Source organism: Vibrio wakamikoensis, from assembly GCF_050337275.1.
In the GTDB taxonomy this organism is placed as follows: Bacteria; Pseudomonadota; Gammaproteobacteria; order Enterobacterales; family Vibrionaceae; genus Vibrio; species Vibrio chaetopteri.
Window position 1 is genome coordinate 1 of the sequence record NZ_JAKJST010000038.1, and the last position, 17728, is coordinate 17728.

The window sequence follows — 17728 nt, forward strand, 5'->3', positions numbered from 1 at the left end:
GCCCTGCCCTGTCTCTTATACACAAATCCTCGAACTTAGTTCGGGGATTTTTTTGAACTCTTTTCCAAGGCTGCGATCTGATCACTTAAGCAATATTGATTAGGTAGCTAATATGGAAAACTTAACACCAATGAAGTGGGCACAAGTACAGTTTGGTCTGGCAAAGCTTAACGACCCTAGACGAACTCAACGATTGATATCAATGGCTACTTCACTTGCTAATCAACCAGGCGTTGCCGTGTCTAAGCTTGCTATTTCACCCGCAGATATGGAAGGCGCTTACCGCTTTATCCGTAATGACCAAATCCAACCGAACGATATCGCTGAATCAGGCTTTCAAGTCACCGCTCAGCATGCGCAAGACCACTCGTTACTATTGGCACTAGAAGATACGACCTCACTTACTTACCAACACAAAAGTGTACGAGATACTCTTGGACATACGAATYAAGGCAACCGAAGTCGTGCTCTTCTTGCTCACTCTATCTTACTTTTCGCACCTAATACTCATCAGGTAGTCGGTCTTATTGAGCAACAACGCTGGAGCCGAGACATCTCTAAACGAGGGCAAGGTCATCAACATGCGTCTCGCCCCTACAAAGAGAAAGAAAGTTACAAGTGGGAAAAAGCCTCACAAAATATGTCAACTCGCCTAGGTGAGCACCTATCTTCGGTTATCTCCGTTTGTGACAGAGAGGCTGACATCTATRAATACCTGACCTATAAGACAGAACAGCAGCAACGCTTTGTCGTGCGTTCGATGCAAAGTCGATGTATTAAAGAACATGACCAGAAGCTTTACGACTACTCAAACAAACTGCCAGTAGTAGACCTTAAAACGCTGAATATTCCTCAACGAGGTGGTCGYAAGGCCAGAGATGTTGAGCTGGAAATTCGATATGCTCCAGTCACTCTTAAAGCACCCGCTAACAAAGTGTCTGAACCGGATATCCCACTTTACTATGTGAGTTGCATTGAGCGTGGAGAGGATAAAGATAAATTGGCGTGGCACCTGCTGACGTCTGAAGTAATAAACTCGTATGATGACGCTATAGCGGTCATCAGCTATTACGAGCATCGGTGGCTTGTCGAAGACTATCACAAAGTCTGGAAAACCGGTGGTACAGACGTAGAGGCGTTAAGGATGCAGTGTGGTGAAAACCTTGAGCGAATGAGCGTCATACTCGCCTTTGTTGCCACAAGATTACTTCAACTACGCTTTATGAAATATGTTGAGCCAAAAGGTGATGTGATGAGTTGTGAAGTGGTGTTAGGTCATAAAGCGTGGAAGCTATTATGGTTCAAAACCGTAGGGAAGCCACTGCCAACCCAAGTACCAGATACCCATTGGGCTTATGAAAGCCTTGCTAGGTTGGGAGGGTGGAAAGACACCAAGCGAACAGGGCGAGCATCAGTCCAAGTGTTATGGGAAGGATGGTTCAAATTACAAACCATCCTTGAAGGCTATGAACTAGCGATGTCTCTTGAACGAGCAGACTTGTGATCAAGAGACAGGGCAAATGCCATCCTTTTTAATTTTCGCCAGCCGCCTTTCTACTCAAAGCGACATAATTCAATTAGTCTACTTTCAGCTCTTGCAACATAGACTCAGGCAAAGCAAGTTCATCATTCTTATTCACTTGAATGCCCGCTTCAATGATGTTTTTAGCGATCGCTTTCGCTTCATCTAGTGAGTGCATCGCCGCAGTACCACACTGATACTCATTAAGCTCAGGGATCTTGTTCTGGCTCTCAACTTTCAGTACGTCTTGCATTGCATTTAGCCAAGCATCAGCAACTTGCTGCTCTGATGGCGTACCAATCAAGCTCATGTAAAAGCCCGTGCGACAACCCATTGGAGAGATATCGATGATCTCAACCTGCTCACCATTTAGGTGCGCACGCATGAAGCCAGCATATAGGTGCTCTAGGGTGTGAATACCACGCTCAGACAAGATGTCCTTGTTTGGAGCCGTGAAACGCAGGTCGAAAACAGTAATTGTATCGCCTTTAGGGGTTTGCATTGTTTTCGCAACGCGTACCGCTGGAGCGTGCATTTTAGTGTGGTCTACCGTAAAGCTATCCAGTAGTGGCATGATATTTTCTCCTTGGTTTACTCACGGCTCCAGCCTTGGATTAAGACCGTGAGAACTGTGTCTTTTAAGAACTGTGTCTTTAGCGTGATTGTAAGTGGCGCAGCAGCGCTGCGCAACCTCAGTAGACAAGCTTAGTTAGCGACCTGGGCTTGCTCCGGTGATAAATAAGCAAAGTAATCAGACAAGAAGTCATCGAAGTTGACGCTATCCGCCGATTCAATACTCAACTGAGCAGAAACCGAACGCGTTACCTCATCTTCCATCACTTGAGTCGTATACGTTTTGTACTCGTGAGAAAGGTTCTTCTGACGGTACTCTTTACCCAATTCGCAGCCCACTTTACCTAGTCCACCTAGTTCTTTAGTTTTCGCCAGTAGCTGACCAGAAATAGACAACTCAGGGTTTTCATTCCATACCTCAAGCCTGTCACACACCGCGCTGTACTCGCTGCCACCGTGTGCTGCATCCATATGCTTCGCGATATCACGAAGATCGGTAAAGACACGCTTGACCCAAGACTGGCTATCAAGCACTTCACCATCACAACCAATTTGTAGCTGCAGACCAACCTCACGGCCTTCGACGATTACTTTGTTCCAGTTTTCGCGCCAGCATGCGAGTTCACAATCATCCATTGGCTCGGAATCTTTAAGTGCACACCAGGTTAGGAATAGATCAAGGAAGCGAATTTGCTCAGCGGTAATGCCAATTGGACTATATGGATTCACATCCAACGAGCGAACTTCTATGTATTCAACCCCACCACGAGACAGTGCCTCTGACGGTTTTTCACCACTTTTCGCTACACGTTTCGGTCTAATTGGCGCATACAGTTCGTTTTCGATCTGCAGCACATAATCGTTCAGCTGACGGTACTCACCATCGACTTTGACGCCAATCTTGGCAAAGTCTTGCGATGGGGTATGAATCGCTTGATTCAGCCCTTCCAGATACTGGTCAAGGCTGTTAAAACCAATCTTTAAGGCACTTTGTGCGCTATTGGTGTAACCAAGATCGCTCAATCTCAACGAGGTGGCTTTTGGTAAATACAAGGTGCCACCCACTTTTTCAAATGGCAGTTTAGTCTCTTTACCTTGTAAGAATGATGAGCAGATAGCAGGAGATGCACCGAAGAAATACGGGATCAACCAACCGAAGCGGTAATAGTTTCGAATCAAACCAAAATAAGCTTCCGACTTCGCATCTTGACGCGTTTTCTTGTCTTGTTCACCGAACAACGCATCCCAGAACGATTCAGGGAATGAGAAGTTAAAGTGCACACCAGAGATAATCTGCATCAAGCTGCCGTAACGATGCTTAAGACCTTGACGGTATAGCGTCTTCATACGTCCCGAATTGGACGTACCATACTGCGCTAGAGCAATGTCGTCTTCTGAGCCAACATAGCAAGGCATCGACAACGGCCATAGCTTCTCGTTACCCAGTTTGGTTTGTGTGAAGTGATGAATATCGGATAACTGATTAATCAGCGTGTCGACATCACGTGATACTGGCGTTATGAATTCCAGCAGAGACTCAGAGAAGTCCGTGGTGATGTATTCATTGGTGAAGGCTGAGCCTAACGACTTAGGGTGAGGCGTTGTCGCCAATCGACCATCGTCGGTGTAACGCAGCGATTCCCGCTCCACTCCGCGTCCGAACTCTTTGAACACGGCCTGATGTTTAGCAACTTGATCCAGTCGCTGAGCAAATTTAGTCACAATGCGATTCGCTTATAGTTTGTTATTCCAATTGAAAAACGGATACATTAGCGAACACTAAGTAAGGTGTTCGCTAAATCACCTATTCCCACTATATGGTCATGTTACTGAGAGATTTCAAGCTCTGTAATTGGAATATTCAGTTTCTCTAACTGTGGCTTCAAACGCTTAGCATCGCCAACCACTATCAATTGGTATTGGCTAGGGTCAAACCACTTCGTCGCCAGCGCATTCAGCGTCGATTTATCAACGGTGGCAACAATATCATTGCGCTGCTTCAGGTAATCCTTATCCAAACTATAGGTTAAAATCGACGAAAGCAGGCTGGCTTTTTGACTTGGTGTTTCATACGTCAATGCATCTTGCTGCCCAACGGCTAGACGCATAAATGCCAGCTCCTCATCCGTCATACCGTTCTCGCTGTAGTTTTTCAGCTCTGCGATCATTTCTTCAAGTGAGGCTAGCGTCGCATCAGCGCGCACCTGAGCGCTAAACACAATTGCACCCACCTCTCGATTACTTGCAAAATAGCCACTTGCACCATAGGTATAGCCTTTATCTTCCCTTAGGTTCTGGTTAATACGGCTATTAAAGTTGCCAGCCAAGTTAAAGTTAGCGAGGCGACTTAGGTAGAGCTCACCCGTGGCGTCAAACGGCAAACCTTGACGTACCATACGAACGATACTTTGCGGCGCAGAGGGTTTATCCACCAGGTAGATTTTCTGGCCCGCCAAAGAAGGGATGACCTCTGGATCAATCAACGGCGCTGCTTCCCCTTGCCATAGCGACCAAAACGCTAGCTGCTCGGTAATTTGCTTCTTGGAGATATCCCCCACCACGACAATTTGTGCCCCTTGCGGTGTGTAGTGCTCGCGATAGAACGCTTTGACGTCATCCAAAGTGATGGATGAAATAGAGGCATTACTGCCGTCTGAAGAGCGGCCAAATACGCTGTCGCCATAAAGCACATCACGGGTTGCTTGCGAGGCCATCCAACTCGGTTTTTGGTGCTGATAAACCAAGCCTTCAAGCGTTTGTGCTTTGAGGCGGTCGAAGTCTTCTTGCTTCATCGCAGGGTTAAACAGCATGTCTTCGAGAAGCGTCAGTGTTTGCGGCAGATTTCGCTCCAGAGCAGACACAGAAACACGCGTGGTATATGCCCCTTCGCTAAACCCAATCTGACTGCCTAAACGATCAAGCTCAGCTTGTAGTTGCTCAACTGTACGGGTTTTGGTGCCCTCTTCCATCATAGAAGCGGTCAGCCCCGCGAGTCCCTCTTTCCCTTTTGGCACATAACGACTGCCTGCTGGTAGTTGGAAATGGATCTCCACCGTTGGCGTTTCAGACGTTTCAGTACCTAGCAGTTCACTGCCATTATCAAAGTACACTTCGTACAGCTCTGGCATTTTCGCGCTAACGGCCTCGGCCACTTTCGGCATAACACTACGATCAAAGCTGTCTACTGGACGACGGAAATCAAGATCCGCTTCAGTCACTTCGTTATACTCAGGTAGCGTGCGCGCTGGCGTTACGAATGTTGCAGGTTGCACTGCGATATCAGTGCGCCCTTTCGGCACCACGCTGAGTGTGACCTTATGTTTGTCTTCGATAAACGTTTGATAAGCCGCGCTCACCGCCTCTGGAGTGACCGCGCGAATTCGCTCTAGTGTTTGCTCTATGCGATCAGGCTTGCCATAGAAGGTTTCATTCGCGGCCAGTTGAGTGACCTTACCTTTGACACTTTCTAACGCATACACAGCACCGGCTTCAGAAAGGCCGTTGATTTGCTGTAAACGCTCTTCACTGATGCCTTGCTTTTCAAAATCATCCAAGGTGGCGAGTAAGTCATTGTAAAGCGACTTTAGTCCATCTTTATCGGTGGAAGCCCCCATCGCATAAACATAGAAGTTACAAGCGAGCTCGTTACAATCACTGAATGCGCCTGCATCAAGTGCCTTTTGGGTTTTAATCAGCTTTTGATACAACAAACCATTGGTACCGCCACCAATGGCGTCGGCCATGGCATCGAGCACAACTTGGTCGTGCGCACCGCGATAGCTTGTCGTTGGCCAACCGATCACCACCATTGGCTGACGAATGCGATCTTCTAGGGTGATATAGCGATCTTCTGGCAATACTGCAGGCTGCTTAGGTGCTTTCTCAACACTTGGCCCCTCAGGGATGGTGCCAAAGTATTTATGGATCCACTCTAAGGTTTGCGCTTTATCGATGTCGCCACCAATGGTCAATACCGCATTGTTTGGCCCATACCAGCGTAAAAAGAAGGCTTTCAAATCGTTGACGTTAACACGGTCAAGATCCTCCACGTAACCGATAGGCTGCCAAGAGTACGGGTGACCCTCTGGGAACATGGCTTCCCCCATGCGCTCCCAGATTAAGCCATAAGGGCGATTATCAAAGTTCTGTGCACGCTCGTTTTTTACCGTATCACGCTGAATTTCGAATTTACGCTGGGAGACCGCACCCAGTAAGAAGCCCATGCGATCGGCTTCAAGCCACAGCATTTTCTCTAGCTGGTTCGACGGGACCGTTTCAAAGTAGTTGGTTCGATCTCGGGTCGTGGTGCCATTAAGGGTACCGCCCGCTTCCGTAATGATCTTAAAGTGCTGCTGGTCGCCAACATGCTCAGAGCCTTGGAACATCATATGTTCAAAGAAGTGAGCGAAACCGGACTTACCAATTTCTTCACGCGCCGAGCCAACATGATAGGTCACGTCTACGTGCACCAAGGGATCTGAATCATCGGGTGCTAAGATCACCGTTAGACCATTATCCAACTGGTACTTAGAGTACGGGATCATCACCCTATCGGGATCGGCTTTCATTTCCTCAACAAGGGTAATACCGGGAGGAAGTGCGCTTGCTGTTTGAGTCGAAACGTCGCTGTTACTGCAACCGTAAACAAAAACGACCGACAGCAAGCCGAGCCAGATCTTTCTCATAAGAGCTCCTTAAAGATCGAGAAAACTAAAATAGTCCATAGAAGATGGCTGTCAGCGCGATATAGCGCAGCGCCTTGCCTATGGCTATCAAAATAACGCAAGGAAGAAATTTCATTCTTAGCCAACCTGCCGCTAAACAGAGCGGGTCGCCAATCACGGGTAACCAACTGAACAATAAGCTCCAGTAACCATACTTTTGCAGCCAAGCTATGGCTTTATGACCGTGCTTCTCGTTTTGAGTTCGATTCGGCAGCCAAATTCCTATCCAGTAGTTGGTCAAGCCGCCTAGCGTATTACCTACCGTGGCGACCACAATGATCCATACGGGCGAGTACTGTTGCAAACTCAGTGTCGCAACTAAACCTGCTTCCGACCCACCAGGTAAAAGCGTGGCACTTAAAAATCCTGAAATAAAAAGAACGGCGAGAGCGGAGTCGGCAAACCAAGACTCCGCGAGATATTGAGAGAATGTTTCTAGCATTGCATATTAAGAAGTACTTTACCGCGTGTACGGCTGGTTTCGACTTGCTGATGAGCCTCGACCACTTGTTGATAAGGGTAAACATGCTGGATCTCTGTCTTCAGCAATCCAACACCCACCATATAGAGTAATGTTTCCATCTGCTTAGCGTCTGGCGATACCAGCATCCCGCTGGCTTCAAAACCAAGCAGTTTGGCTTTTTCGCATACCAGTTCCGCAGTGATAGTAGGAATAGTGACAACACGAGCATTGTCTTTCAGACACTTAAGTGCATCTAGCGCAGTATCGCCGCCAACCAGATCGATCAGTACATCCACATCGCTCAAACGCTCTGAAGCAGGAGCGAACTCATAGTTAATCGCGTGCGCGCCCAGCGTAGCCAAGTAATCTAAATTACGTTCGCTACAGGTGGTATACACTTCCGCTTTTGCTGCAACTGCAATCTGCACTGCGATATGCCCTACACCGCCAGCGCCGGCTAGAATCAACACTCGGTCACCCTCTTGAACTTGAGCTTTATTGATAGCTTGTGCCGCGGTTTGTCCGGCTAAAGGCAACGCTGCAGCCGCTTCAAGGGCGACAGAATTTGGAATGAGAGTAAGCTCCGATTCAGGGATACACACATACTGGCTGTAACCGCCACCACGCACTGGGAAACCGATAAAGCCTACGATCTCTTCGCCGACCTCAAACTTCTCCGCGCCTTCACCTAATCCTTCAACCGTGCCTGCGATATCATAGCCAGGAACCCAAGGAAGATTGTCTTTGTTCTCGGCGGCTGCCCAGCCAAGTCCAGCACGAGTTTTCACATCAATCGGATTGATCCCCGAATACGCCACTTTCACCAACACCTCTCCGGCCTGTGGCTGTGGGATTTCGATTTCCTGAAACGCTAAAACCTCTGCAGCACCAAACTCTGGAATCACGACCTGTTTACACTTCATTGCAGCTTCCTCTTACTGACTAAGACTTCATAGTAACGATTTCCATCCATGAGTCTAGATTATCTTTTCATCGTTCAGTAGCAAGTATGTAACAAATTCAATCACTTTAGCTAGCGACTATGTTCACCTTTAACATAAACAACGCAGCAAAAAGGGAAGCTTACGCTTCCCTTTTTAATAACAGCTTATCGCCAATGAATTAGCCAACGAGCGCTAACAAGATACCTGCTGCGACCGCAGAGCCCAGAACGCCAGCAACGTTTGGTCCCATTGCATGCATCAGTAGGAAGTTTTGTGGATTCGCTTGAAGACCAACCTTGTTCACAACACGCGCCGCCATCGGCACTGCAGAAACCCCTGCTGCGCCAATAAGTGGGTTAATGTCTTCTTTTGAGAACTTATTGAGGAGCTTCGCCATCATAACGCCTGCACCAGTACCAATACTGAATGCTACAGCGCCGAGTGCCAAGATACCTAGCGTTTCGAAGTTCAAGAACTCTTCAGCTTGAAGCTTCGAACCAACACCGAGACCTAAGAAAATAGTGACGATGTTGATAAGCTCATTTTGAGCCGTTTTTGAAAGGCGATCGACTACGCCTGCTTCACGCATCAAGTTGCCCAAACAGAACATACCGACAAGCGGTGTGGCTGATGGTAAGAACAAAATCGTCATCAGAAGCACAGCAAGTGGGAACAGAACTTTTTCCCCTTTGCTGACATGACGAAGCTGAGCCATCTTGATAGTACGCTCTTCTGGCGTCGTTAACGCTTTCATGATCGGTGGCTGAATGATCGGCACCAATGCCATGTAGCTGTAGGCCGCAACGGCAATTGCACCCAGCAAATCAGGAGAGAGACGACTTGCTAAGAAGATAGCTGTTGGACCATCAGCACCGCCGATGATAGCGATAGACGCCGCGTCCTGCATGGAGAACTCCATGCCCGGTACATAGTTCAGCAAAATTGCACCAAATAAGGTCGCAAAGATACCAAACTGCGCCGCTGCTCCTAGCCATAAGGTTTTCGGGTTGGCAATTAAGGCGCCAAAGTCCGTCATTGCCCCTACACCCATAAAGATAAGCAGAGGGAATACCCCTGACTCAATACCAATGTAGTAGACGTAGTAAAGCAAACCACCTGGCTCAGTAAAGCCAGCATTTGGAATGTTCGCTAGGATCGCACCAAAGCCGATAGGCAAAAGCAGCAAAGGTTCAAAACCCTTGCGGATCGCTAAGAACAGCAAGGTGCATCCGACCATGATCATGCAGATCTGGCCGAATTCAAAGTTAGCGATCCCTGTTTCTGACCATAAGGTCATCAATCCTTCCATGGTACTCCCTTACGCTAAGCTAACGAGAGGCGCGCCAACAACAACTGCGTCACCTTCTTTCACGTGTACATCTTGAACCACGCCACTTTGCGCTGCGCGAACTTCGGTTTCCATCTTCATTGCTTCTAGGATAAGTAGCACGTCACCCTCTTGAACCTGCGCACCAGAAGCAACGTTCACTTTGAAGATGTTTCCTGCAAGTGGCGCTGCTACCGCTTCAACATTGGTTGCTGCAGGTGCAGGAACTGCCGCTGCTGCCGGAGCTTGAGCGGGCGTTACAGACGTTAGCTCGCCTTTAGGGCCAACTTCAACATCATAAACCTGACCATCGACTTTCACGCTGTAGGCTTCGATACCTTGAGCTGATGTCGCAGGGGTCGCCGCTGGCGCAGCAGGTTTCGCTTCTTCTTTGCCTGGTGCTGGTTCAAATGCATCTGGGTTATGACGATTTTTCAGGAATTTAAGACCAACTTGTGGGAAAAGTGCGTAAGTAAGAACGTCGTCCACAGTGTCTTCAGCCAGAGAAATGCCATCCACTTTTGCTTTTTGTAGCAGGTCATCGGTGAGTGTGTGTAGCTCAGCTTCCAAAAGATCTGCTGGGCGACAAGTGATTGCTTCACCGCCATCCAGTACCTTAGCTTGTAGCTCAGCATTCACTTCTGCAGGTGCTTTGCCGTATTCGCCTTTGAGTACGCCCGCTGTTTCTTTGGTAATACTCTTGTAGCGCTCACCAGTAAGCACGTTGATCACCGCTTGAGTACCAACGATCTGAGAGGTAGGTGTGACGAGAGGGATGAAGCCCAGATCTTCACGTACGCGTGGGATCTCTTCTAGAACTTCATCAATGCGATCTGCCGCGCCTTGCTCTTTAAGCTGGCCTTCCATATTGGTAAGCATGCCGCCTGGTACCTGAGCAATCAGGATGCGTGAATCAACGCCCTTAAGCTGACCTTCCCATTTCGCATACTTCTTGCGAACTTCACGGAAATAAGCCGCAATCGGCTCTATTTGCTCAAGTTTCAGGTTGGTATCACGCTCAGTACCTTGCAGCATTGCTACCACAGTTTCCGTTGGCGTGTGACCGTAAGTTTGGCTCATTGAAGAGATTGCGGTATCTAGAATATCTATACCGGCTTCAACAGCTTTTACAGCCGTCGCGGTAGAGAGACCCGTTGTGGCATGGCAGTGCAGCGCTAACGGCACTTCACACGACGCTTTAATGCGTGAGATAAGCTCTTCCGCTTCGTATGGCTTAAGTAGGCCAGACATATCTTTAATACATAGCGAGTGACAGCCTAAATCTTCTAGGCGTTTAGCAAGGTCTACCCAAGTGTCGATGTTGTGAACTGGGCTTGTGGTGTACGACAGCGTACCCTGCGCATGCGCGCCCACATCAACCGCAGCTTTCACCGCTTTTTCGAAGTTACGAACGTCGTTCATCGCATCAAAGATACGGAACACATCCATGCCGTTAGCATGAGCACGCTCAACAAATTTCTCGACCACATCATCTGCGTAATGACGGTAGCCCAATAGATTTTGGCCACGGAGCAGCATTTGCATTGGCGTGTTCGGCATGGCTTTTTTCAGCTCACGCAAGCGCTCCCAAGGATCTTCACCCAGAAAACGAATACACGCGTCAAAGGTTGCTCCCCCCCACGTTTCCAAAGACCAGTAGCCAATTTTGTCGAGCTCAGCTGCGATCGGCAACATATCTTCGATACGCATACGCGTTGCAAACAGAGACTGGTGGGCGTCACGAAGTACCACGTCCGTGATAGCGAGTGGTTTAGACATGCTCATAAACTCCTTTTTAAACTTTTAACTCAATCTATTTAGCAGCCGACGTGCGGTATTGATGAACAGCAGCAGAAATTGCTGCAACCACATTCGGACTAACGCCATTTGAGGGGGATTGTTGTAATGTATTTTGAGTAGGAACTGCGATCGGCTCTGGTACTTCTTGTGGTACCAGTTTCGACATTAACCGAACGAGATAAACGAGGATTGTTAGGAAAACGAATACGACAACCATACCCGTAAGCATTAGGGTGGCTGCATCTCCTAGCAGGCTTCCAATATTAGTCATGTTGCGTCCTTTCTTTGTCATCCTGACAAGTTACTCAATCATTGTCTGTGGCGTCACTGCACACTGATTGACTGGCAATGGTCTTGCATCGATCCATTGCAAGAGGTCTAGGATTATCTCGATTGGTGAAATTTTGTCAATTTTGTTTAATCTAACACCGTCATTAAAACGTCATTCAAATGAAAAACTATGATGTGCACGACAATTTGCGGTGCATTTCAAGTTATGCAGAACTTCATACTATGACCTGACCTAAGGTTTCAACATAAACAAACTAAAGTTGAAAAACTGGGACACGCTTAAAATTACCGCAATTTTTCGTTTAAAAACATTACGTTGTAATAATAAGGTTATTGATATGATAAATTTTTGTTAATAAAAAACCCCGCCGAAGCGAGGTTTTTTTTAAGAATGGCGCGCTCGGAAGGATTCGAACCTTCGACCGCCTGGTTCGTAGCCAGGTACTCTATCCAGCTGAGCTACGAGCGCGCAACAAGTTTTCGCATTGTCAGGTGACGCTGCAGGGTATTACCCTAAGTCTCTATAAAGAAAGAAAATGGCGCGCTCGGAAGGATTCGAACCTTCGACCGCCTGGTTCGTAGCCAGGTACTCTATCCAGCTGAGCTACGAGCGCGCAACAGTTTTCGCATTGTCATATGACGCTGCAGGGCATTGCCCTTTTCTCTACAAAGTAGAATGAATGGCGCGCTCGGAAGGATTCGAACCTTCGACCGCCTGGTTCGTAGCCAGGTACTCTATCCAGCTGAGCTACGAGCGCGCAACAAATTTTCGTGTTGTCAGTTAACGATGCTTGGGCTTCCCCGTTTTTCTCCAAGAGATAAAGCTCTAAAAGAGAGAATGGCGCGCTCGGAAGGATTCGAACCTTCGACCGCCTGGTTCGTAGCCAGGTACTCTATCCAGCTGAGCTACGAGCGCGCAATAAGTTTTCGCATTGTCATTTGACGTTACAGGGCATTACCCTTGTTCTCTATAAGAGAACTTCCTCTCCCAAAGGGCACTCTCTACAAAAAAGAGAATGGCGCGCTCGGAAGGATTCGAACCTTCGACCGCCTGGTTCGTAGCCAGGTACTCTATCCAGCTGAGCTACGAGCGCGCAAGGATGTGAAGCATATCACATTTATTTTCTTTTTGAACAAAAAAATTGACTTAAACAGTCAATAAATGGCGGTGAGGGAGGGATTCGAACCCTCGATACGGCTATAAACCGTATACTCCCTTAGCAGGGGAGCGCCTTCAGCCTCTCGGCCACCTCACCGCATGTATTTCTTTCCGAAGAGAGAAATGGCGCGCTCGGAAGGATTCGAACCTTCGACCGCCTGGTTCGTAGCCAGGTACTCTATCCAGCTGAGCTACGAGCGCGCAATATGTTCAATAAGAACAGTGTCATACAACACAGTGCAAGAATGGCGGTGAGGGAGGGATTCGAACCCTCGATACGGCTATAAACCGTATACTCCCTTAGCAGGGGAGCGCCTTCAGCCTCTCGGCCACCTCACCGTCTTGCGGAGGCACATATTACGATTTACCAAAAATAAGTCAAACATTTTCTTGGCAAAAATAGGAAAAAACAGACTAAGCGTTGGCAATTTAACCAAACCACCATTTAATCGTAGCTTTCCTAAGCAAAATTCACCTTTGTGCCACTAGTTAATGGCGAATTTCACGCAACAAAAAGGCCAGCAATATGCCAGCCCTTTCGGTTAGAATTAGTAGTTGCCAGGTGCAACGTTACCATTTCCCTTTTCCGCTTGAATGCGCATGTAGATCTCTTCACGATGCACGGATACTTCTTTCGGAGCATTCACACCGATGCGAACTTGGTTGCCTTTTACACCCAATACAGTAACAGTGACTTCATCACCAATCATCAACGTTTCACCAACACGGCGAGTCAAAATCAGCATTCTTAGCTCCTTGAGTAGTCTCTAATTATCTTGCTACGAAACTTATTATCCAACAAAAGTTATATTTTCGTAAACTCTCTTATGAAAAGTATTTACCCCAAATGTACCTGTTTCACGTCTTCCACTACGGTGCCACTGGTGATAATGGTGTTATCATGCAGTACGACTGCCGCTTTGTCGATAGCTTCAGGCTCTATTACCAATGTAATTGAGTGTTTATCCTCACAAAAGTGTAGAACAGATATGTCTGAATGGTTGAGAAGTTGTTGATATTGTGACGCTTGCGCTATGGCCTCGACGCCAATCATAGTAATTAACGCGACGTCTTGTTCCGCAACGAGTTTATTTTCAATCACCAATTTAAGCTTGTCGGAACAATCTGACTTGAGCAAAAGCTGACTAAAGTGCTCATCGTGCAGCCATTCGGCTTCATCCACACCGAGCATTTCTTTCTGTTTGTCGACCACATCGACATGAGACTTAGCAATTTTGAGCAGGCGCATCTGCTTTCTCAATGCAACACCTTGAACCTGGGCTTTCGCTTGTTCGCCGACCACCAAAGTGCCCTGTCCTGACTCAAAGCTTGATAACACACGCAGCGGCACCTGATGTTGCCAAGCGTAACTCACGCAAGGGAGGTGCAATACTTTCGCTCCTTTGCGCGCCATTTCGTGCATAGTAGGAAAATCAATTTCTGGCCACTTTACCGCATTGGTGACGACCCGTGGGTCACAGCTGTAAACACCATCTACATCAGTATAAATCTGGCATTCTTCGGCATTGAGCACACCAGCTAAGGTTACTGCGGTGGTGTCAGAGCCACCGCGTCCAAGCGTGGTGATATCGCCAGATTCATTAACGCCCTGGAAGCCGGCAACTATGACGACTTTGTCTTGGTCTAGATACTGGTCAATAACAGAGGTGTCGACGTGACTAATCGTGGCATTGTTGTGGCGACTATTGGTAGTAATTTGCGCTTGTGCTCCAGTCAGCGATACTGCGGCATGCCCTAGCTTGTTTAAAGCCATAGAAAGCAATGCCATTGAGACTTGCTCTCCGGCCGCTAGAAGCACATCGAGTTCGCGCGCGTTCGGTACGCTATCGACCTGTTTCGCCAGATCCACCAAACGATTGGTTTCCCCTGACATTGCAGAGACAACGACAACGACCTGTTTGCCTGTTTGTTTTGCACGAATTACTTGCTCTGCAACGTTACCAATACGTTCAACAGAGCCAACAGAAGTTCCACCGAACTTTTGTACGATTAGTGGTCTTTTCACCAGTCTTCACCTTCCCAAGACAACGTGAGTTGTCAGATTTTGAAACTGCGACCATCAAGGTCGCTCCTTATAGATAGGCGACGCTATTTACCTCGCCTATTAAATTTATGTGCCGCTTTATAGTATGCAATTGATACACTGAATAAGTAGTGACCTAAAGCAACAATGCCCAATCAACTTACATTGATTGGGCATTTTCATTGTTGGTTCAGAGCGTTATAGACGTTCTTCTAACCAACCACGAATAGACTGCAGTGCTTCTGGCAGTGCATCGACATCGGTGCCGCCAGCTTGCGCCATATCAGGGCGACCGCCGCCTTTACCGCCTACTTGCTCAGCCACCATCTTAACAAGATCACCCGCTTTCACTTTGCCAGTTAGGTCTTTGGTCACACCTGCAATCAAACCAATCTTGCCATCAGCAACGTTTGCAATGAACGCAATACCGCTGCCCATTTGGTTTTTAGCGTTGTCCATCATAGTACGTAGGTTTTTGCTATCCGCACCTTCAAGTGCAGCAACCAGTACTTTAGTACCGCCGATCTCTTCGACTTTACCCATGATGTTGGCACTTTCTACCGCTGCTAGCTTATCTTTAAGCTGAGCAATCTCCTTTTCTAGAGATTTCGCTTTGCTTGCCGCATCGCCAAGTTTTGCTTCGTACTGTGCCGCTGTCGCTTCTAGCGCATCCAGAGCTACTTCACCTGTTACCGCTTCAATACGACGGATACCCGCAGCGATGCCACCTTCAGAAGTGATCTTGAATAGACCAATATCACCAGTGTTGCTTGCGTGGATACCACCACAAAGCTCCGTTGAGAACTCGCCCATAGACAGAACGCGAACTTCATCGTCGTACTTTTCACCAAACAGAGCCATCGCGCCTTTTGCTTTCGCAGACTCAATGTCCATAACGTTGGTTTCGATCACGTGGTTAGTACGGATCTGTGCGTTTACCAGGCGCTCAACTTGTTTGATTTCCGCTTTGGTCATCGCTTCAAGGTGAGAGAAGTCAAAACGTAGATTGTCAGGCTTCACTAGTGAGCCTTTCTGTGTCACGTGCTCGCCCAGAACCTGACGCAGTGCTGCGTGTAACAAGTGCGTTGCTGAGTGGTTTAGCGAGATAGCTGCGCGGCGCTCTGCATCTACAGTCGCGGCTACTTCATCGCCCTTAGCAAGTACGCCTTCAACCAGCTCACCGTGGTGTGCAATCGCGTTACCTAGCTTTTGAGTGTCTTCTACTTTAAATAGACCCGCTGATGTTTTCAGTACGCCAGCATCACCACATTGACCACCAGACTCTGCGTAGAACGGCGTCTGTTCAAGAACAACAATCGCTTTGTCGCCAGCAGACAGTGCTTCCACTTCATTGCCTTCAACAAACATTGCCGCCACTGTGCTGTTGCCTTCGGTGCCTGTGTAGCCACAGAACTCAGTGTCGGTATCAACTTTGATCGCAGCGTTGTAGTCTGTGCCAAATTGGCCAGCTTCACGCGCACGTTGACGCTGAGCTTCCATCGCCTTCTCAAACCCTTCTTCGTCGATAGCAAACTCACGTTCACGAGCTACATCGTTGGTCAGGTCAGCTGGGAAGCCGTAGGTATCATAAAGTTTGAATACGGTTTCGCCGTCTAGCACTTTCTCGTCACCAAGATTATCAAGCGCTTCCGTCAAGATTGTCATACCACGTTCAAGAGTACGACCGAAGTTCTCTTCTTCGATACGCAGTATTTTTTCCACAACTGCTTGTTGCTTCTTAAGCTCCTCACCTGCCGTACCCATTACTGATGCTAGGGTGCCAACCAGTTTGTAGAAGAAGGCACCTTGTGCGCCAAGCTTGTTACCGTGACGAACTGCACGACGGATAATACGACGAAGCACGTAGCCACGGCCTTCGTTTGATGGCATTACGCCGTCAACGATTAGGAATGAACACGAACGAATGTGGTCGGCAATCACGCGCAGTGATTGGTTAGAAAGGTCTTCGTAGCCGATCACTTCTGCTGCTGCTTTGATTAGCGTTTGGAACACATCGATTTCGTAGTTTGAGTGAACGCCCTGCATGATTGCAGAGATACGCTCGATACCCATACCCGTATCTACCGATGGTTTTGGTAGCGGTTCCATAGTACCGTCGGCGTGACGGTTGAACTGCATAAATACGTTGTTCCAGATCTCGATGAAACGGTCACCGTCTTCTTCCGGCGTACCAGGACGACCGCCCCAAATATGCTCACCGTGATCGTAGAAAATTTCTGTACATGGACCACAAGGGCCAGTGTCACCCATCTGCCAGAAGTTGTCTGACTCGTATGGCTTACCGCCTTTTTTGTCGCCAATGCGAATAATACGGTCTGCAGGAACACCAACTTGCTTGTTCCAAATCTCGAATGCTTCGTCGTCAGTTTCATAAACCGTAACCAGCAGGCGATCTTTAGGCAGTTTTAGCGTCTCAGTTAGGAATTCCCAAGCAAAGCTGATGGCATCTTCTTTGAAGTAATCACCAAAGCTGAAGTTACCCAGCATCTCAAAGAAAGTGTGGTGACGAGCAGTGAAGCCAACGTTCTCAAGGTCGTTGTGCTTACCACCAGCGCGAACACAACGCTGGGCCGTAGTGGCACGAGTGTAGTTACGCTTCTCTAGGCCAAGGAAACAGTCTTTAAACTGGTTCATACCGGCGTTAGTGAAAAGCAGAGTTGGGTCATCGTGTGGAACCAACGATGAACTGTCTACGATTTGGTGCCCTTTGCTCTCAAAGAACTTAAGGAACGCGTTGCGAACCTCGTCTGTGCTCATGTACATGCAGCTCTTCCTGAAATAATTCGAGTTAGATTTTGGGGACATATTGTAACCCCATGAGTAAGGATTCGCCTAGTCTTCTGGTAAAAAAGGCATTAAA

General features: G+C 47.9%; 12 protein-coding genes and 8 tRNA genes. 1 reads left to right on the forward strand and 19 read right to left on the reverse strand.

Going from position 1 to position 17728, the window contains the following annotated elements:
• Positions 1–112: 112 nt before the first annotated feature.
• A complete protein-coding gene (locus L4C42_RS20545; RefSeq protein ID WP_429761693.1) occupies positions 113–1504 on the forward strand; it encodes an IS4 family transposase in 1392 nt (463 codons plus the stop codon).
• Between the two features lie 73 nt (positions 1505–1577).
• Here L4C42_RS20545 and luxS read toward each other — a convergent pair whose 3' ends face one another.
• From luxS to alaS, 19 genes are all read right to left on the reverse strand, one after another.
• The gene (luxS, locus tag L4C42_RS20550) at positions 1578–2096 is read right to left on the reverse strand and encodes an S-ribosylhomocysteine lyase (RefSeq protein ID WP_353497178.1); all 519 of its coding nucleotides are present in this window, start codon (positions 2094–2096) and stop codon (positions 1578–1580) included.
• Positions 2097–2227: 131 nt separating this feature from the next.
• On the reverse strand, positions 2228–3817 hold the full coding sequence (gshA, locus tag L4C42_RS20555) for a glutamate--cysteine ligase (RefSeq protein WP_353497179.1): 1590 nt from the start codon (positions 3815–3817) through the stop codon (positions 2228–2230).
• Positions 3818–3921: 104 nt separating this feature from the next.
• Positions 3922–6780 (reverse strand): M16 family metallopeptidase, encoded by a 2859-nt coding sequence (locus L4C42_RS20560; RefSeq protein WP_429761694.1) that lies wholly within the window; start codon positions 6778–6780, stop codon positions 3922–3924.
• Between the two features lie 25 nt (positions 6781–6805).
• Positions 6806–7261, reverse strand: coding sequence for a YqaA family protein (locus L4C42_RS20565; protein WP_353497181.1), 456 nt, complete (start codon positions 7259–7261; stop codon positions 6806–6808).
• Complete coding sequence (locus L4C42_RS20570) at positions 7255–8205, reverse strand: NADP-dependent oxidoreductase (protein WP_418641944.1); 951 nt, start codon at positions 8203–8205, stop codon at positions 7255–7257. Before L4C42_RS20570 ends, L4C42_RS20565 begins: the two co-directional genes overlap by 7 nt.
• 199 nt (positions 8206–8404) lie before the next feature.
• Positions 8405–9535: a sodium ion-translocating decarboxylase subunit beta gene (locus L4C42_RS20575; RefSeq protein WP_112460260.1), complete on the reverse strand. Its 1131-nt coding sequence runs from the start codon at positions 9533–9535 to the stop codon at positions 8405–8407.
• Between the two features lie 9 nt (positions 9536–9544).
• Complete coding sequence (gene oadA / locus L4C42_RS20580) at positions 9545–11332, reverse strand: sodium-extruding oxaloacetate decarboxylase subunit alpha (protein WP_353497183.1); 1788 nt, start codon at positions 11330–11332, stop codon at positions 9545–9547.
• 34 nt (positions 11333–11366) lie between these two features.
• Positions 11367–11624, reverse strand: coding sequence for an oxaloacetate decarboxylase subunit gamma (locus tag L4C42_RS20585; RefSeq protein ID WP_353497184.1), 258 nt, complete (start codon positions 11622–11624; stop codon positions 11367–11369).
• A gap of 412 nt (positions 11625–12036) precedes the next feature.
• Positions 12037–12113, reverse strand: a tRNA-Arg gene (locus L4C42_RS20590).
• 68 nt (positions 12114–12181) lie between these two features.
• A tRNA-Arg gene (locus L4C42_RS20595) sits at positions 12182–12258 on the reverse strand.
• A 67-nt stretch (positions 12259–12325) separates the two neighbouring features.
• A tRNA-Arg gene (locus L4C42_RS20600) sits at positions 12326–12402 on the reverse strand.
• 81 nt (positions 12403–12483) lie between these two features.
• A tRNA-Arg gene (locus L4C42_RS20605) sits at positions 12484–12560 on the reverse strand.
• A gap of 101 nt (positions 12561–12661) precedes the next feature.
• Positions 12662–12738 (reverse strand) — tRNA-Arg (locus L4C42_RS20610).
• Between the two features lie 69 nt (positions 12739–12807).
• Positions 12808–12900 (reverse strand) — tRNA-Ser (locus L4C42_RS20615).
• A 27-nt stretch (positions 12901–12927) separates the two neighbouring features.
• A tRNA-Arg gene (locus tag L4C42_RS20620) sits at positions 12928–13004 on the reverse strand.
• A gap of 45 nt (positions 13005–13049) precedes the next feature.
• A tRNA-Ser gene (locus tag L4C42_RS20625) sits at positions 13050–13142 on the reverse strand.
• A gap of 209 nt (positions 13143–13351) precedes the next feature.
• Entirely contained in the window at positions 13352–13549 is a 198-nt protein-coding gene (csrA, locus tag L4C42_RS20630) for a carbon storage regulator CsrA (protein WP_009847619.1), read from the reverse strand.
• A gap of 92 nt (positions 13550–13641) precedes the next feature.
• Positions 13642–14829, reverse strand: coding sequence for an aspartate kinase (locus L4C42_RS20635; RefSeq protein ID WP_353497185.1), 1188 nt, complete (start codon positions 14827–14829; stop codon positions 13642–13644).
• Between the two features lie 216 nt (positions 14830–15045).
• Positions 15046–17631 (reverse strand): alanine--tRNA ligase, encoded by a 2586-nt coding sequence (gene alaS, locus L4C42_RS20640; protein ID WP_418641943.1) that lies wholly within the window; start codon positions 17629–17631, stop codon positions 15046–15048.
• Positions 17632–17728: the final 97 nt, after the last annotated feature.

Coding starts and splice junctions, on each gene's coding strand:
- luxS (WP_353497178.1), bottom strand. CDS start 2,096: ATGCCACTACTGGATAGCTTTACGGTAGACCACACTAAAATGCACGCT.
- L4C42_RS20560 (WP_429761694.1), bottom strand. CDS start 6,780: ATGAGAAAGATCTGGCTCGGCTTGCTGTCGGTCGTTTTTGTTTACGGT.
- L4C42_RS20565 (WP_353497181.1), bottom strand. CDS start 7,261: ATGCTAGAAACATTCTCTCAATATCTCGCGGAGTCTTGGTTTGCCGAC.
- L4C42_RS20570 (WP_418641944.1), bottom strand. CDS start 8,205: ATGAAGTGTAAACAGGTCGTGATTCCAGAGTTTGGTGCTGCAGAGGTT.
- L4C42_RS20575 (WP_112460260.1), bottom strand. CDS start 9,535: ATGGAAGGATTGATGACCTTATGGTCAGAAACAGGGATCGCTAACTTT.
- oadA (WP_353497183.1), bottom strand. CDS start 11,332: ATGTCTAAACCACTCGCTATCACGGACGTGGTACTTCGTGACGCCCAC.
- L4C42_RS20585 (WP_353497184.1), bottom strand. CDS start 11,624: ATGACTAATATTGGAAGCCTGCTAGGAGATGCAGCCACCCTAATGCTT.
- csrA (WP_009847619.1), bottom strand. CDS start 13,549: ATGCTGATTTTGACTCGCCGTGTTGGTGAAACGTTGATGATTGGTGAT.
- alaS (WP_418641943.1), bottom strand. CDS start 17,631: ATGTACATGAGCACAGACGAGGTTCGCAACGCGTTCCTTAAGTTCTTT.